Below are 17620 nucleotides of genomic sequence, written 5' to 3'. Positions count from 1 at the left end.
TCTTTTAAGCCTAAATCTATGCCAATATACTTATTAGATTCTTCTAATTGTTTTATGTCAACTTCACAACATATACTAACAAAATATTTACTTGTAGGTGTTTTTGATACAGTAGCATTTAATATTCTACCATTTATATTTTGAGTCACTTTAGCCTTAACCCATTTTAATTTTGGTAGTTTAATTAGGTTATCCTTAATAGTTATATTATTGTTCACCCATTTACTTTCAAAACTTCTTTTATGATTTCTTTTACTTTTGAATTTTGGAAAACCTTGTTTATTTCCTTTTTTAATCTTTCTAAAGAAGTTTTTATATGCACTATCTAAATCATCAATAGTAGCTTGTAAACTGGTTGAATCAATTTCTTTAAGCCATTCATATTCTTTTTTAAGCGATGGAAGTTTTTTAATTAATTCATACTTTGAATATGACTCACCTTTATTTTCATATTTTTCTTTTTGAAGTGCTAACATGTGATTATACACAAACCTCGAACACCCAAAAGATTTTTCTATTATTTCTTTTTGAATTTGATTTGGATATATTCTAAATTTAAAAGCTTTCATCTGTATCATTTCTTCACCTCCTTTAGTTTTTTATATTACAGGCTTTAATCTCCACCCTACTTACGTTGAGGATGGAGTATTTCGCCTATCAGTGATAAAAATCTTCTTTCTTGATTACCTCACTACACTCAAATATTAAGTACCACTTATCATCTAATTTAGAATACGTCTCTTGCTCCTTCATACTTTGATTTATTTTTTTATAAACTTAATTTTACGTATTGAAAAGCTCTTTTGTCATTTTTAGTAGCTTCAAGACAAATCTCTTTTGTTTGTTCTTTTACATACATTAAATACCATCCTTTTTGTCTTACTGCTTCAAGACAAATTTCTTCTGTTTGATTTTTTACATCTCTAATTGCAAATCCATCTTGTCTTACTGCCTCTAAACATATCTCTTCTGTTTGTTTTTCCACATACTTTAAAGCTAATCCACATTCTCTTACTGCTTCAATACATATTTCATTGTTCTGCTCTTTTACAAATTCTAAAGCTTTACCATCTTGTTTTACTGCTATTAAACATATCTCTTCTGTTTGTTTTTCCACATACTTTAAAGCTAATCCATTTTGTCTGACAGCTTCTTTGCATATTTCATTGTTCTGCTCTTTTACAAATTCTAAAGCTTTACTATCTTGTTTTACTGCTATTAAACACATTTCTTCTGTTTGTTTTTCCACATATTTTAAAGCTAATCCATATTCCTTTAAGGCTTCTATACAAATTTTATCGAACTGATTGTTTACATACTTTAAAGCTAATCCATTCCTTTTTACTGCCTCCAGACAGATATTTTCTGTCTGGTTATTTACATACTCCAAAGCCAAACCATTTTGTTTTACTGCTATTAAACACATTTCTTCTGTTTGCTCTTTTATATAGATTAAAGCTAATCCATCATTCTTGACTGCTTCTTTATAGATTTCTTCTGTTTTATTTTCTATAAAAAGCAAAGCTGAAACATCTTGTTTAACAGCTTCTATATAAAGTTTATTCTTTTGTTCATCTGTAATATAAAATGAGTCAAATTTTGCATATTGTAAAGATAACCCCTGCTGTCTTACTGCTATTAAACATAAATTATAATCCTGTTTTTTTATATCTGCTAAAACATATCCATTCTGTTTTACTGCTTCAGTGAGTATATTATAAATCTGTTTATCTGATAAATTTAACTCATTAAAATCTATAACTTTTACAGAAAATGCATTTTGTCTTACTGCTTCTATACATATTTCTTCTATTTCTTTAGCTGATAAATTAAGTTCATTAAACTTTATATACTCCAGTGCATAGCCATGTTTTTTAACTGCCTCTATGCATATCTGCTTAATATCTATATCTGATAAAGCATATTTTTTAAAGTCAATATATTTCAATTCTAAACCATCGTTCTTTACAGCACTTAAATATAAAATAAAGGCTTGCTCTTTAGTTAAATCTAATTTGCCAACATCTACAATTCTTAAACTTTCTTTTTGTTCTGTAATTCTTTCTAAATAGTTTTCAAAATTTTTACTATTCATATAATTCAATCCTCCTAAATATTATTTACCTGATAGTATGTTTAATTTCTTTATTTCTTCTTCTGTAAAGTCAACTTCTTCCCATCTTATACACTCTATAGCATCTTTATCTTGTTCAATAGCTTTTAAGCATACTAAATACGTTTGGTTGTCTGCAAATTGTAAAGCTTTTCCATAAATACTAACAGCGTCTAAACACATTTCTTCTGTTTGATCTCTTGAACTTGCTAATAATCTTATAACCCAAGCATTATTGTTTTTACTCATAGCTTAGCTCTACCTCTCTTCATTTTATTTATATAAAAACTTTTTAAATTTAATTATTATATTCAAAATTCATATTTATTATAATTAGTGAAATTATAAAATAAACAACCTCTTTTTTATATTATCAAAAAAAGAGGTTGTTTACATTTTTATTTTTAAATTCTATTGATACAAAGTTCCACATACTTATAAGTCTTAGGATTATTTTTTAATAATCTTTTGGGATTAAGTAAATACTCCTCAAACACTTGAGCGAAATATTCATGTTGGTTTTTCAAGTAATAGTTTATATCCTTATTTTCATCTAAAACTAAATTGTTTTTTTCTTCTGTGTATATATTAAAGAAATTATCTTCACCAGATATTTTATCTACAAAATGACCAAATTCATGTATTAAAGATTGTTCATCCCAATCTTTAATATTGCTTAGATATATTGTATCCTCAAAGAAAACTCCAGCTAATGGAGAATCACTTAGGAATCTTTCTTGAAGTGATCTGTTCGTTATTTCTATCTTCATATCATTTTCGATAAAGCTTTCTATAAGCTTTTCTGGAATTACATTAAGATATTTATATAACTTAAATTGCCTATCACAGTTTACTCCATCAAATTGTATAAAAGTACTATAATCGAAGGCTTCATTTCTTAAATGGTCAATCTCTAATCCTTTTATCTCATTGTCCCTGTAAGCATCAGACTTAAAAGTGCTACACAAGGACAATAAAACTGTAACAACAATAATCTTAATTGTAAATTTTCTCTTATTTATCATGATAAATTTTCTACTTAATTATATTCAAGTAGATACCTCCTTTTTTATTATTTTTTTATTATATTTTTAAAAGTTTTTTTTATTATATAAACATGTAAAACACATTAAAAATACCTTTAATTTAATTAAAGGTATTTTTAAAATGAAATATTATATTATTTTTTTATCTTCATTATTTATATTTATTTTGTCCCAATTAAAATAGCTGAATATTTCTTTATTTTGCTTAACAGTTTCTAAACATATAGTTCTTTTTTCTTCTACTGTAAAATTAAATTCTTCCCATTTTATACTAAATATAGAAAAACCATTTTGTTTTACTGCCTCTAAACACAATTCATATATCTGAGCTCTTTTTAAATTATTAAAATCTATAACTCCTAAAACTAACCCATTTTGTTTTACTGCTTCTAAATACAGTTCATATCTTTCCTGATCCGAGAAATTAACTTCATTCCATCTTATATCTTTAAGTAACGTCCCATCTTGTCTTACTGCCATTAAACACATTTCAAAAGGTTGCATTTGTGCAAATTTTAAGTAACTACTGAACCTACTTACTTTATCAAAGTCATTCATTTTACTTCTCTCCTTTTTATTAATTATTTATATAAACTTATGTTTTATTTATTATAGATTCCATGTAGATTTTGTATAATTAATAACTTTATTAAATATAAGAAAAAGACTACCTCTAATTAAAAGTAGTCTTTTTCTTATCAAGTTATATTAAAAAATTATTTATTATATATTACCTGACCATGATATTTTATATAAAGAATATTTTTTAAATCTATTCTATCACCTTTATTCGTTCTTAAATATTCTTTTTTATCTTCACTTTCTCTAATATCACTTGTTAATATATAAGGTCTATTATAAGATAAATTATTATCTATTTTTAATTCAATATTTCCTTGCTCACTTCTTACAATTATGTTTAAAGTCTTCATTTGTCTTTCACAAATACATTTTAAAAGATTCTTTTCATCTATATAAAGATTGGCGACTCTTAATCTATTTAGCTCTTTTTGTCTTTCTTTATAAGATAAAAGTTGTTCATAGAAGGATTCAGCATTTTTGTATATAATTTTATTTGCTTCTATCCTTATAACTTTGTCTTTATCTTTAAGATATGCCAAAAGAATGGATATATTATCTTTATACAAGATATCTATTTCTTTTAGATCAATAAATTCATTTTCAAATGGTTCTATATCTTTTATATATAATTCAAAAGCCTTCTCTCTTGCATTTTGTTTTATCATTAAGCTCACATTATCTACTACAGTATTTACAAGTAAATTATCAATAAAATAATTTTCATCTTTATTTATCGTCTTTACAATCTCTTCTTTTATATCATTAATAATTTTTCTATAAACAGTTTCCAACTGTTCTATTTTTACATCTCTAAAATCAATTTCATTTAAATTCTTTTTAACTAAACCTTTAGAAACCTCAAAAAATATATTCTCTTCTGAATCATATACTCCAACAAATTTTTTTTCTTTAAATGGATTAAAATATTTTTCATTCTCTTGTTTAAATAGGTAAAAAATACGATTCTGTTCTGACTGAACTTTTAAAAATACTGAACTTTGGCCTTCCTTACTTGAACTATTTATTCTTAGGTTAATATTATCATTTTCTAAAAAACCTTTCATATCAAACATTTCCTGTCCTCCATTTTTTTATTTTTAAATACTTTTTTATTTATTATATATTTTTCTCATTAAAATATTTTATATAAACAATAAAATTTCTATTTTATAACAATATTCACATATTATAATTTTTCATCAATATTCTTTTTTTATTCTCAACAAAGTCTTTAGAGTATACTTCTAAGAATTTAACATTTTCATCTCTATATAACTTCGAAAATAAACTTAATGCCATTTTTTCTTTTTTTACAATTCTTACTCCTATTGTACTATCATCAAAACAAAAAATTTCCTCGAACAAATCATTATAAAGAGAAGAATTTTTTTTATAATATTCTTTCTTATAATATTCTTGTAAAATCTTACTATTTAAAAATTTATCAATTGTATATATATAACCTTCATATTCAAATTCAATTTGATTTTTATTACAAATTAATATAGATTTATTTATATCTACAGCTTCTTTTATATTATTTATTAACTCCTTTATTATTTTATTTTTTTTATAAAGCTTAAAACTCATCATTTCTTTATATTTAGTTAAGAACATATTAACCCCTTGCCTGTTATATTAAATCATTTTCATTAATTTTTGTCTTTGCTTCATTTAGGCTTTCTTGAACATCTGTCTTTTCTTTACATTTTAAAGGTTCGAAATTTTCCATTTTTTTAATTGTACATAATTGAAGAATATTATCTAAAACATTAGATGAACCTTTATTTGGATCATTTGTTATAATATTTTTAGGAACTATATCAATATTGCCATCTTTTATAGCTTCTGCAAATTTTATAGCAACTTCTTTTTTTATTAGAAGCTCAGCGCTACCATAAGCATTTGCTTTTTCTCTATTGGCAGAAGCTATAGCTTTACCTACTTTTTCTTCTTTTTGTGCTTCTGCTTCTGCTAACGCTTTAATACTTTCTGCTTCTGCCTTTGCTTTTTCTGAAATTCTATATGTCTCGGCTTCTACTTCTTTTTCTTTAATATATAGTTTTGAATCTGCTTCTATTTTATTTTGTGTTGCTTTTATCTCTGCTACTGCTTTTTCTGCTTCTGCATTATTTTTTTCTATACTAATGTGGATTTCTGAACTTGTTAGATTATCTTGTTCATTTATTTTAGATTGTAGTTCTCTATATTCTCTTTCTTTTGCAGATGCTGTTTTTTTAGCCTCATATGTTTCAACTTGCTCTTTTGCTAATTGTCTATCTGCTAACTGTTCTATAAGAGCTAATATCCTTTCATCCCCATTGGCTTTAGGAGTATCTATTAAAACTTCTTCTAATTCTAAATTAAATTTTTGAAATTCTTCTTTCATTATTTTATATGATTCTTGACTTATCTCTGTTTTATTTTGTAGTAATTCTAAAAAAGTTTTTGTCTCTGCAACTTGTTTAAAATAAGCAGATATAATAGGGTCTAAAGTCTGATCAACCAACTTTTGTACTGAACCAAATCTTTGTATTACAAGTGGAGCTTTTTTATAATCTATATGAACTACTACAGAAAGTGGTAATAAAGGTTTAAATCCATCTTTAGTAATGACAGATAATTCTTTTAGATGTCTATCATATTCGTATTGGCCACATTCATCGCCTCTCCACTTTAATGCAAAGTTATCTGTTGGAATCTTTTCAATTGAACCAGAATAAATATTAAAAGCATATTTGCCTGGCATTAAAGGATTTTTAAGTATCCCTCTGCATCCATCTTCTACTAACTCTCCATGAGTGTAAGATTTGCCAGAAACATCTTCTCCTTTTTGTCCAATATAAGAACAAACTACCCCAACTGAACTTATTTCTATTTCTTGCTTGGGTACAATTTCGATTGATGCAAAAAGACGATTTATTACATACACCCCTTCTGTTAATACTTCATATTGTCTACCCTTATATCCTCCAGCTTTTAAAAATGCTTCTATATCTTGAAAAGAATTGTGGTATAAGTCAGGATTATTTTCATCATCTCCAACTATTGGTGCAATTAGATCTCCTTGCTTCAATGCTTTTCCTTCTTTAGTTACTACAATGCCAAGATTATCTTCTTTATCATCAATGACTATTGGATCAAAACCATTTTTCTTAATTAATTCATCTTTCATTTTTTTAATGTCTTCGATTTCTTTTTTATCTCCTATATTTAAAAAATAAGTTTCATTTTTTGTTAAGATTATAAATTCAGCTAAATTAAAAGCATATGTTCCTTCTCTTAAAACAACTCTTTGAGGTCCTTTTTGACCTCCATTTTTCAAGAATGTTTTTGTATCTTGAAAATCATTGCATGACACTGCTCTACCTAATATTTGCCCATTTTTTAAACTTTCACCTGAACGAGCAAAAACATAACCAATCTGTCCTTGTTTTATTGTAACTAATGGCTTTTTATGAACTTTGTAAAAAAGTCTATTCTTAAAATGTAATCCTGTTCTAAGAATATCTGCTTGAAAACCAGCTTCTCCATTTAAGGCTATAAGTTCACCTTCTTTTAAAAAGTTCTTTGAGAATTTTTTTTCAACAATTCCTATTTCTCCACTTCCTATAATCCTTGGTCCAATTAGAATAATCCCTAAAAATATACAAATTACCAATGTAAATACAACAACCATAATATCAATCATTATTTTCTCCTTTTTATTTTTTCTTTTTATTTTTAATATAAATATATACTTTTTGTTGTTTATAGTCAACGTAAATCACGAATTTATTTTTTATAAAAAAACGTATTTCTATTTATTATTAGAAATCCATTCTCCTAAAAAACAACCAAGCTTTATAAAAGAAAAATATATTAATAAAAATATAAGATTTTTATATTCTAAAGAAATAATTAATAGAGATATATAAGCTACAAAAGGGAAAATCAAAAAACTTTCATTTAAATTCTCTTTTTGTACTATGAGGCCTTGTATAAAGAATAAAATAGGGAATATAAGGATGTTTAAAATAATTGATATTTGATTTATGTTATAAGCTGAGGTATTATTAATATTTACCTCTAAAAATACTATAGATAAAACAATTATAATTGATGGTATAAATTTTTTCATTAATGTCTCCTTTCATTGTTTGTTATTGTATCTAATTCATTATATAAAATGTTTACATTAATATAAGAAACAATGTAATAATAGATATGCAAAATATATTTTTATCTTCTAAATTAAAAAAGGTTAACACTATAATTTGGCGAATAGATTTAAATAGTTATTTTTTATAAAGGGTGATTTGATTGGGGATAAAAAACTTTTTTAATAGATTTAAGAAAAAAAGCTCTAAAGAAAAGCACATTAAAACAATTGACAGTTTTGATATTATACAAAGAATAATATATACAAAATTTTCAAATGAATATATTTTTATTAATATTCTTCTAAATTTAGAAGATGAAATAATATTAATTCATAAAACTTGCTATTCCGTATGTCGTACTAACTATAAATTTTTAATTAATAATTCATATATATGCTTTAAATGCAATTCAATTTATTTGACTGATAAATTAAATAAGGAGCTACTACTTTTTTTTGATTATAAATATGAATTATTAGAACCTGTTACAGATTATAATAAGCCTATAATGTTAATGCATAAATCATGTAAGAAAGTCTCTTGTATAAAACCTTCAGATATAACAAAAGATTATTATTGTAAATTTTGTAAACCTATTAATACATCGTCAAGATTTAAAGAGAAGGTATTAGAGCTTACAGGGAATGAGTATGAAGTAACAGGCAGATTTATTTCAGCAAGTGAAAACATTTTAATGAAGCATACAAAATGTAATAAGGAGTTTTTAGTTACTCCTCATGAATTTATTTCTGGTAAAAGATGTCAGCATTGTTTAACAAAAAAGAAAACTGAAAGATTACAAAAAAGGATATTTGAAAATTTTTCAGATGAATATATTCTAACGAGTAATTATAATGGGTTTTATGGAGAAGTTGAGATTTTACATTCTAAATGTGGATTTAAGTTTAAAACAGCACCTTATTTTTTAGAATTTAAAGAGAAATGCAAAGTTTGTTCTCAAGAAGATTATTTAAAACAACTTAATAAAAATAATACTCTATCACAAGAAGATATTTTTAAAAAAGATATTTATGATTTTTCTAATAAGGAATTAATAGTATTAGATATGGAAGAAAATCAATTTAGTGTGTTTGAAAAAAGTTCAAAAGAAGTTTTTATTTTAGAAAAAGAAGCTTTTCTTAATCTTGAAGATAAAAATAACATTAAATATACTTTCATTAACTATTTATTATTAAAAAATAATCTTAACAGATATGTACTTGTCTCTGATTATGTAAACTTATTAACATATACAAAGTTTTTATGTAAAGAATGCGATAACTTATTTTTAGCAAAACCAATAGATATAATAAATAGAAATAAAAAATGCCCAATTTGTAATGAAAAAATACATGTGAACTCTTATTAAGATAAAAATACCTATTAATACTTTTTACAGTAATTAATAGGTATTTTTTTGATGTCATATATTTAGAGGGGTAAAATATACAACATTTGTCCATGAACTCTATATATTACACAATAATTATATTTATAATAAATAAACCTTGTACAATGGTAATATTTTTTAGATATTCAAGTGAATGTTATAAAAGAAGTATCTTTTGTATAGTATGTAATATTAAAAATAAGAAAGGGGCTAAGTTATGCATAAAAAATTAATATCCGCAATTTCGATAGGGCTAATTTTAATTCAAGTTGTCCCAACTACTTCATTTGCGGTAAATAAAGCTAATTATAAAAATAATATAACAAGAAAAGAAAGTACAAATAATAGTTTAATAAGTCCAAATAAAAAAGATATTATACCAGTTGTGTTTAATCCAGATACAATGCAGGACCTTGATAGAATTTTAGAGTCTTTAGATAAATTAAATTTAGATTTTAGTAAGAGTTTATTAATAGATATATTTAATATGTCTGTAAATCTACATACAAATTTAGAAGACTCAGAAATACAAAAACATAAAGACTATGATCAATTTGATTATATTTTCTTTCAACTTATTTATTTAGCTTTTGTTAATACTAATGGGAGCGAAAGAAATGAACTTTTTATAAAATTTATGGATGAGATGTACCTATCTTCTGTAAAAAGATTAAACAGTAATGACAAATATTCTTTTTTCCTTGATAAATATGGGCTATACATAGGATATCAGTTATCAGATTATTTTAAAGATGAGAGAACTAATAAAATATTAAAAGGTGGAGCTTCTATGTTTATTGAACTACAAAATTTTACTCCAACAGAAGAAACAGGTAAAATCCCAGAGGATGAACTACCTTCAAGTATCGAACCTACAAAACCAGATGGAGACGATAATCCTAATAAAGATGAGCCTCCTATTTATATACCAGATAAAATTCCAGATGATGAATTTAATCCTGGTGGTAACAATAATAATGGTACACCTGATAATTATGATCCAAGCTTAGATAATGGTTTAACTCCAGGAAATTCTTCTGATTTAACTTCTGATGAATATGTAAAAGAAAATAATAGTTGCACTAAAATAACTACAATCTATGACTTAAATGGAAATATCGTAAACAAAAAGAAAACTAAAGCTCAAAATGGGTTTTGCAACATATTTAATTCTAACATAGTAACGGGAGAAGTATGGAATAGAAACCATAATGGAGATTTAGCTTTAAATGTTTGGCAAAGCTTAAATGAAAATGAGTTAAATAAAGAAAGTAATCTTACTTTAAAGTTTACATTAAATAAAAATGATAAAAATATCTATTATTATGATTCTGGCATAAATGTAAATTTAAATAAAACTGTAACTTATAATCAAGTTAGAGATGTATTAAATCAAATTGCATTAAAAATAAAAAATGGTTACTTGATTGAAGATAAAAAGAAATTACTATTTATTGCTGAAGGTAAACCTTTGGTTGTAGAAGATAAAAAAAGCTCCTATTCAGAAGCTGAAATAAAAGGATTATTGAATACCTTTAATAATCTTTCTTTAAAAATAGAAGAAAAAGATAAAACCAATGAACCAAAATTTAAAGATGAAAAACAAAATTCTTCCTTAGATAAAATTTTTATAAATAATAAAGAAGTTAAATTAAAACATCCAGCTATGTTAAAAAACGGTATAATACAACTTCCTATTGAAGAAATCGCAAAAGAATTAAAAATTAAACTTAAAATTAATAAAAATTTAGCTATCTTGAGCGATAACAATAGTATAACTGAATACTATATTGGAACTAAAAAAATAAAAATAAATGGTGCTGAAAAATTAACTACAACTTCCTCTAAATTAGAAAACAATATTATTTATGCTGAAATGAATGCTGTACTTAGAGAATTTGGATTTAGTATAAATTTTAATGCATCTACTAATAAAATTTCTATACTTAAGAAATAATAAAATAGATAATTCAATCATTATAAAAAATTTAGTATTTATTCTTCAATAAAAATATCTAATGTAAGTATTAGATATTTTTATTGTATATATTATTTCCATTTTTTACCATTTTAGGTTATTTTTTTTATATTTAATCTATTATTTATAGATTATTAAACTATATAATCTAATAATTGTACACTTATTCTAAATTTTTTTAATAATTCATCATTATTTTTTGTATAAAATAAAAAACAATCATAAACTATGATATAATTATATAAATAAGTATAAAAAGTATGTTTATCAAAAAGTATTGGGGAGAGTGATTTTTAGATGTTAAATTATTCAATAACAGCAGAAATTAGTAATAACAACAGGGTTGTAGTTTTAAAATCTGAAATGTTTCAGCCAGAATTTAATATTTTATTAAATTATATTGATTTCTCTTTTTCCATAGAGAAAGAAGATTGTGTGGAAATCGGTTTCAATTCTTTTAATGCTATTTATAATGATTTTATTAAAAGTGATTATACAGAACACTGTAACTGTGTAAAAAGTGAAGAGGGTATACATAATATTAAAAACTTATTTGATAATATAAAACTAAATATGCTTAAAGAGGACACTATCTATTTTTTATGGGAATAATTAATTAAATATCTTATTTTACATAAAAAAATCTCTTACCATAAATGCTAAGTAAGAGATTTTTTATTAGAGCTATTCAAAACTTCTAAAATTCAAATTATTATTTGCATCCATATACATTTTAGAACAATGGTAATGAATTCTATCAAACATTTTTTTTTGTATTTTTAATCGTTTTAAAAATACTTTAAATAAATTAATCTCTATTTTTAAATCTTCAATTTCTTCTTTTTTTGTAATATGTTCCATTTCTAAAAAAAAATTTTTACTTATTTTTTCTGAATAAATATTATCTGTTAACCCTATAAGATCTCCAAAATAATGGCTCCATAAATTCGAATCAATTATTAAATGGTATAGATTTTCTAAATCATTTTCATTGCAACTAAGATATTCTTCTAATGTTGTTTTATATCCTTCAAAAGATAATGATATATTTCTATCTTTAAATAATTTTCCTACTTTTTTAGAAATTTCTATAAACTCTAATTGTCTTCTTAATATTTTCTTTGACTTTTTCATCATAATCACCCATTAACTAAAATTTGGATTTTGCATCTTTATACAGTTACAAGTATTCTTACAATGGTGGTGACATTTATAAGAAAAGTCTATTTTACTTTCTATTACTTTTAAAAAAGCTTTCAATGAATTTTTATTTTTTCTCGTTTCTACAACTGAAGCTTCTCTATTAGCAAATCTATCTCCTCTATTTACGGATTTCACGTCTGCCATCTCAGATGCAATAGCAAACACCTCTTTCTCTGCAACCTCAGAATCTAAATATAATTTTTCAATTACTGCTTGCATATTTGTAAAATACTCCCCCCACATGTTAAAATCTCTACTTAATTCCCATAGCTTATTATAATCCTTAGAGTCAACTTCTCCATATTCTTTTACTGTGTTTTTATAGCCTTTAAAATTCAATTCTATGTTTAGAGATTGGAGATATGGATTTATTTCCTTAACTAATTTTTGGAAATAATCCTCTTCACCCCTAATAGGAAGTTCTGGTGGTCTTGCCAATTTAACCATCTCCTTTTTAATAAAAAACCTTTTTATATTTTTTTATTATATAATACAATTTATTTTTTAATTCCATTAAATAACAAATTATTTTTTTAAAAAAAATAAAATAACAAAATATAATTTAAAATTATTATAAATACTAAATTATTTTTTATTATTAATAAAAATATTATTTTTTAATGTTAATTTAATATCAAAAATACATAAATTAACATTAAAAAATAATATTTTATATTTTCTCATATTTTTTGTTAATGCATTAGTAAGTATATAAGTTATACTAAATATTTAAAATTTGTATAATATTAACAAATGAAAATATGAAGAAAGGTAGGAATATAATTAAAAAATGAATTTAAATACACTAAAAAACAATAAAGGATTTACTTCTTTAGAGGTAGCCATATTTTCAATTATTTTTCTTATTTGTATTGCTGGAATTATGGATTTTCAAAATATGCAAAAAAAATTTAATTCCATATCTTCAACATCAACTTACATTTCAAGGGTTGTTGGGCATCAAGGAGGTATTAGAACTTCAGTCCCTTCTAATTACTTAGATAGTTATGTTACAAGCCAAAAATTATACCAAGATGTTAAGTATATTCTTGGGAAAGCTGGGATAGCAGAAGAAAAATGGAAAGTTTATATTAATGGGTATGAATTATCCCCAGACTTGTATATGCCTATTATTGGAAGGGGGACAAATATTACCACACAATTAAAATTTTCTTATGATTGGGACTTCCTATCCCAAATAATTCCTATAGAAAAAGAACAAACAAAGATATCCATGAGAAATACTATATCTACATTTAAACTAAGAGAGTCGTCCAACATAGACACAGAAATAAAATAGTGGTATAATTTAAAGTGCATTTAATATTATATAAGAACTCAATTTTAAAAAGTCTTGAGGTCTAAGAAAAAGAAGTTGTTTTTAGCATTAAATTTAAAAACTCTTTCTAAAACTAACTTTAAAAGTTCTGCTAAAAATTAACTAAAACAAAAAGTAGAGTATTAATACTCTACTTTTTGTTTTAGTTAAGACTGTTTTATGTTTTCTATAACTTCTATTACATTTTCATTTTTGGTATTGAATATATAATTATTACTAATAGTATTTATGTTTAGCTGGATGTTATCTATATCTTTATCCTTATTTATGTCTCTAAACATTATAGAAAAAGTCTTAGATTGGCTTACTATTTGTTCTAAACTATTTATTTCTGGTAAACTAACATTAATCTCTACATTATTATCTTTATATTTAATATTAGTTTCCTTAAATTTAGAAAGTTCTCTTGATTTTTCAATCGAAGGAACACCTACAAAAGTCCCTATTTTTATCATGTCTTTCTTTTTATCTATAATTACTTTGTTTGTTAGACCAGTTACAAAAAATTCTTCTTTTAAATTTTTTGTATTTGCATCTTTTGATACAAAAAATACTTTTAATTCATTTTGCTCCCAGTTTTTACTTTTCTTATAAAGTTCATTAGAAAAATCTTTAATATCATTCATTTGCAAGTTTCCTCTTACTATAAATTCTATAGAGTTATTTTTTATTTCTAAATTCTCAATACTATAATTTTGGCTAATTAACCCTTGTAAATTATCTTCTGATATTTCTGATTTTTTACTGACTTCTCCCCCTAAGACAAAACCTATGATTATAACTACTAAAGTAATTATAGCTATGACTTTCTTTTTAAAGAACTTCATTAAATAGCTCCTTTCTCCATTATATATTAAATTTTATTTTTATCATCATTAGTATCAATATTATCATTTTCTATATTTTTATTTTCATTATTATTTTTATCTTCTTGACTATCTTCAGTGTCGATGTTTTCATTATCTGATTCATTATTTAAATTTTCATCTTTATTTGTTGTATCTTTTTCTTCACTTTCTTGAACATTATTGTTGTTTTGGTTTTTAATTTTTTCTTGATATTCTCTTTCTTCCCTCTCTCGTTGTTTTTTAAAATATTCTTCTTCCCTTTTCTCTCTATTTAACTGAGCTTTAATATCATTAAAATTATTATTTAAAAATCTATATTCCTCCATAAGTTCATCATACACAGATTTTCTTTTTACATTCATTACACTATTTTTTACTTTTAAAAGAATTCTATCTAACTCTTTTACTTGTGTTAAATTAATTAGTTTATACTCTCTTAAACTTTCTATCTCATTTTTTGCTTTTATTTCTCTAATAAGTTCTTCATCTTCACTTAGTCCAAATATAACTCTATATTCTAATTCTTTTAATCTATCTTTTTGAGTTTTTGATTCATTATCTTTTCTATCTTTTTCAAGACTTAATCGTTCTTTTTTAATTGCAAATTCTTTAGGTCCTAATGTTTTTAATTTACCATTTTCAATATAAACTTGCTCTGGCTTTTTAAAGTCTACTTCCTTTTTACCTTCATGTAATCCACTCATGAATTTATTCCATATAGATTTAACTAAATTAGACTCTAAAGAAGATTGGTTTGAAGGTGTATCATCTCCGATCCATACAGACATTGTAAAATAAGGAGTATATCCACAAAACCATGCATCCTTATTATTATTTGTTGTTCCTGTTTTGCCTGCTTGGTATTTATAATTATTAAGTTTAGCCTTATGAGAAGTCCCATGTTCTTTTTCAATACTGCCTTTTAAAACATCTGTCATTAGGTAAGAAGCTCCTGAATCATATACTCTCTTTTTGTTTTTATTATTTTTGTAAATAACTTCTCCAGTTGTAATTTTTTTAATTTCTTTTACATTTGTAGGTTCTATAAATTCTCCATTCCTTGCAATTGTGGAATATGCACTTGCCATTTCAGTTGTCGTTGCTCCTCTTGTTAATCCTCCTAAAGCTATAGTAGGCGTTTTATCTGCTGGAGTTAGATATTTAAAATTCATTTTAGCTAAATATTTTAGAGACTTCTCAGCTCCATTTAGTTTGGTTAACCTAAATGGTATAGTATTTGTAGAAATCTCAGTGGCATATCTTAATGTTATATCTCCTTTATATCCTTTATACCAATTAAGTGGACCTTTATTAATTGGCTTATCTGTAAATTGATCATCTGGGGAATATCCTTTTTCAAATGCAGGTAGGTATGAAATTAGTGGTTTCATAGTTGAACCAGGTTGTCTTGCTCCAATAGAGGCTCTATTAAATGAGTTTAATTTACCATCTTGACTTCTACCACCAACCATTGCTATTACCTCTCCTGTATCATTATTAATAACAGTAGACGCAGATTGTTTCATGTACAAGTTATTAGACTTATTTATTTTTTTATACTTACTCATTTCTTTGTCTATAATAGATTGGAGTTTATCCTGCAGATCAGAATTAATACAGGTATTAATTTCATAGCCTCCATTAATTACTTCTTCTCTACATTTTTTATATTCTTTAGAGTATAAATTCAAATATTTTTTTCTTTGTTCTTCATTATCATATATATATCTAAATTGAAAACCATCATCTTTCATAATTTCTTCTACAGATTTTTGAATTGCATACTCAACAGCATAGTCATTAATGTTATTATCATAATATTTTTTTTGGATATTTAACTCAAGTACTTCTTTTTTAGCATTTATCTGTTCTCTCTCTGTTATAAATTTAGAACTATACATTTTATCAATTATGCTATTTCTTCGCTTTATAGAATTTTCTTTATTCGATACAGGGTCATATATAGAAGGGTTATTTGGTATTCCAGCTAATAAAGCTATTTGAGATAATGTTAAATCTTTTGTACTTTTCCCAAAATAATACATCGATGCTGTTTCGGCTGAATAACAACCATGACCAAAATTAATATTATTAACATAAAATTCTAATATATCACTTTTAGAAAATTTTTTCTCTATTTCTTGAGCTATTACAGCTTCTTCAAGTTTCCTCCAGATATTCCTATCCATAGTTAAAAACATATTTTTAGCTAATTGCTGTGTTATTGTGGAGCCTCCTTGCAGTTCTCCTCCTTTTAATATTACTATTCCTGCCCTAATCAAAGCTTTAAAATCAATTCCATTATGTTCGTAAAATCGTTTGTCTTCTACTGCTATAAAAGCTTTAAATAAGTAGGGATTTATATCCTTATATTTTTGATAATCATATTCTCTAACCTTAAATTCTTTTAATAATTTTCCATTATTATCATATATTTTTGTTGTTTTTCTGTTATTAAAAGAATTCCTATTCATATTTTCAGTTTTACTATAAGCTCTTTCTATATAGTTACTAATGTCATTTTTAAAATAAAGATATATAAAAATGGAAGCTATGAGAGATATAATTAAAAAAAGGAAAATAGATATAATAATAATTTTTATTTTTCTATTTTTTTTACCCATTGTTCTCTACTCCTTTTTTAATAATATATTTTATATAAGCAATATATTTTATAATTAATATAACATATTTTAGCAAAAATCTAAATATAAAAAAATATATAAAAAATACCTACAAAAGTAGGTATTCCTTTTTTAAGGATATCGCCTGGTTCCCCAGGCAATACGGGACCCTATATAAACTTAGGGGTTTACATATTTCTTTACTAACTTCAATTTCATAGTTCTTATTGAAAATTCCATTTAGAAATACCTCCAGTTAATATTTTACGCTTAGTAAAGCCCATTATTAAGGCAGAAAATTAAATTTTTTAATTTCTTACAATATATTATGCATGTTTATAAATCTCTATAATTT

The 17620-nt window shown here is 24.3% G+C and carries 16 protein-coding genes; 4 read left to right on the top strand and 12 right to left on the bottom strand.

Translation table 11 applies throughout. The features are described from left to right. From IC218_RS17080 to IC218_RS17045, 8 genes are all read right to left on the bottom strand, one after another. A partial coding sequence (locus IC218_RS17080; protein ID WP_227825040.1) for a transposase occupies positions 1-578 on the bottom strand: 578 nt, incomplete at its 3' end. Positions 579-769: 191 nt separating this feature from the next. Then, positions 770-2095 carry a DUF4116 domain-containing protein gene (locus IC218_RS17075; RefSeq protein ID WP_227825039.1) on the bottom strand — a complete coding sequence of 442 codons (1326 nt, stop codon included), beginning with the start codon at positions 2093-2095 and terminating at the stop codon, positions 770-772. 21 nt (positions 2096-2116) lie between these two features. Further along, a complete protein-coding gene (locus IC218_RS17070) occupies positions 2117-2362 on the bottom strand; it encodes a hypothetical protein (RefSeq protein WP_227825038.1) in 246 nt (81 codons plus the stop codon). A gap of 155 nt (positions 2363-2517) precedes the next feature. Next, positions 2518-3138 (bottom strand): anthrax toxin lethal factor-related metalloendopeptidase, encoded by a 621-nt coding sequence (locus tag IC218_RS17065; protein ID WP_227825037.1) that lies wholly within the window; start codon positions 3136-3138, stop codon positions 2518-2520. A gap of 150 nt (positions 3139-3288) precedes the next feature. Next, the gene (locus IC218_RS17060; protein ID WP_227825036.1) at positions 3289-3717 is read right to left on the bottom strand and encodes a hypothetical protein; all 429 of its coding nucleotides are present in this window, start codon (positions 3715-3717) and stop codon (positions 3289-3291) included. A gap of 158 nt (positions 3718-3875) precedes the next feature. After that, the gene (locus IC218_RS17055; protein WP_227825035.1) at positions 3876-4814 is read right to left on the bottom strand and encodes a hypothetical protein; all 939 of its coding nucleotides are present in this window, start codon (positions 4812-4814) and stop codon (positions 3876-3878) included. 106 nt (positions 4815-4920) lie between these two features. Next, on the bottom strand, positions 4921-5358 hold the full coding sequence (locus tag IC218_RS17050; RefSeq protein ID WP_227825034.1) for a hypothetical protein: 438 nt from the start codon (positions 5356-5358) through the stop codon (positions 4921-4923). A gap of 16 nt (positions 5359-5374) precedes the next feature. After that, positions 5375-7432: an SPFH domain-containing protein gene (locus IC218_RS17045; protein ID WP_227825033.1), complete on the bottom strand. Its 2058-nt coding sequence runs from the start codon at positions 7430-7432 to the stop codon at positions 5375-5377. Between the two features lie 611 nt (positions 7433-8043). Here IC218_RS17045 and IC218_RS17040 point away from each other — a divergent pair. The 3 genes from IC218_RS17040 (at position 8044) to IC218_RS17030 (ending at position 11863) form a co-directional block, all read left to right on the top strand. After that, positions 8044-9252 carry a hypothetical protein gene (locus IC218_RS17040; RefSeq protein WP_227825032.1) on the top strand — a complete coding sequence of 403 codons (1209 nt, stop codon included), beginning with the start codon at positions 8044-8046 and terminating at the stop codon, positions 9250-9252. A 238-nt stretch (positions 9253-9490) separates the two neighbouring features. After that, positions 9491-11230 (top strand): stalk domain-containing protein, encoded by a 1740-nt coding sequence (locus IC218_RS17035; RefSeq protein ID WP_227825031.1) that lies wholly within the window; start codon positions 9491-9493, stop codon positions 11228-11230. 318 nt (positions 11231-11548) lie between these two features. Next, positions 11549-11863, top strand: coding sequence for a hypothetical protein (locus tag IC218_RS17030; RefSeq protein WP_227825030.1), 315 nt, complete (start codon positions 11549-11551; stop codon positions 11861-11863). A gap of 72 nt (positions 11864-11935) precedes the next feature. On the opposite strand, the gene IC218_RS17025 is transcribed toward IC218_RS17030, so the two are convergent. Then, complete coding sequence (locus tag IC218_RS17025) at positions 11936-12385, bottom strand: hypothetical protein (RefSeq protein WP_227825029.1); 450 nt, start codon at positions 12383-12385, stop codon at positions 11936-11938. A gap of 12 nt (positions 12386-12397) precedes the next feature. Then, positions 12398-12901 (bottom strand): hypothetical protein, encoded by a 504-nt coding sequence (locus IC218_RS17020; protein ID WP_227825028.1) that lies wholly within the window; start codon positions 12899-12901, stop codon positions 12398-12400. Between the two features lie 343 nt (positions 12902-13244). On the opposite strand from IC218_RS17020, the gene IC218_RS17015 reads away from it, so the two are divergent. Continuing rightward, the gene (locus tag IC218_RS17015) at positions 13245-13754 is read left to right on the top strand and encodes a hypothetical protein (RefSeq protein WP_227825027.1); all 510 of its coding nucleotides are present in this window, start codon (positions 13245-13247) and stop codon (positions 13752-13754) included. A 185-nt stretch (positions 13755-13939) separates the two neighbouring features. On the opposite strand, the gene IC218_RS17010 is transcribed toward IC218_RS17015, so the two are convergent. Together IC218_RS17010 and IC218_RS17005 are read right to left on the bottom strand one after the other, a co-directional pair. Beyond that, the gene (locus IC218_RS17010) at positions 13940-14620 is read right to left on the bottom strand and encodes a hypothetical protein (RefSeq protein WP_227825026.1); all 681 of its coding nucleotides are present in this window, start codon (positions 14618-14620) and stop codon (positions 13940-13942) included. A 26-nt stretch (positions 14621-14646) separates the two neighbouring features. After that, a complete protein-coding gene (locus tag IC218_RS17005) occupies positions 14647-17265 on the bottom strand; it encodes a transglycosylase domain-containing protein (RefSeq protein WP_227825025.1) in 2619 nt (872 codons plus the stop codon). Positions 17266-17620: the final 355 nt, after the last annotated feature.

The sequence above is a fragment of the Clostridioides sp. ES-S-0005-03 genome, assembly GCF_020658455.1.
Taxonomy (GTDB): domain Bacteria; phylum Bacillota; class Clostridia; order Peptostreptococcales; family Peptostreptococcaceae; genus Clostridioides.
Note: the sequence above shows the minus strand (reverse complement) of the source record. Positions and strands in the feature narration are given on the sequence as shown.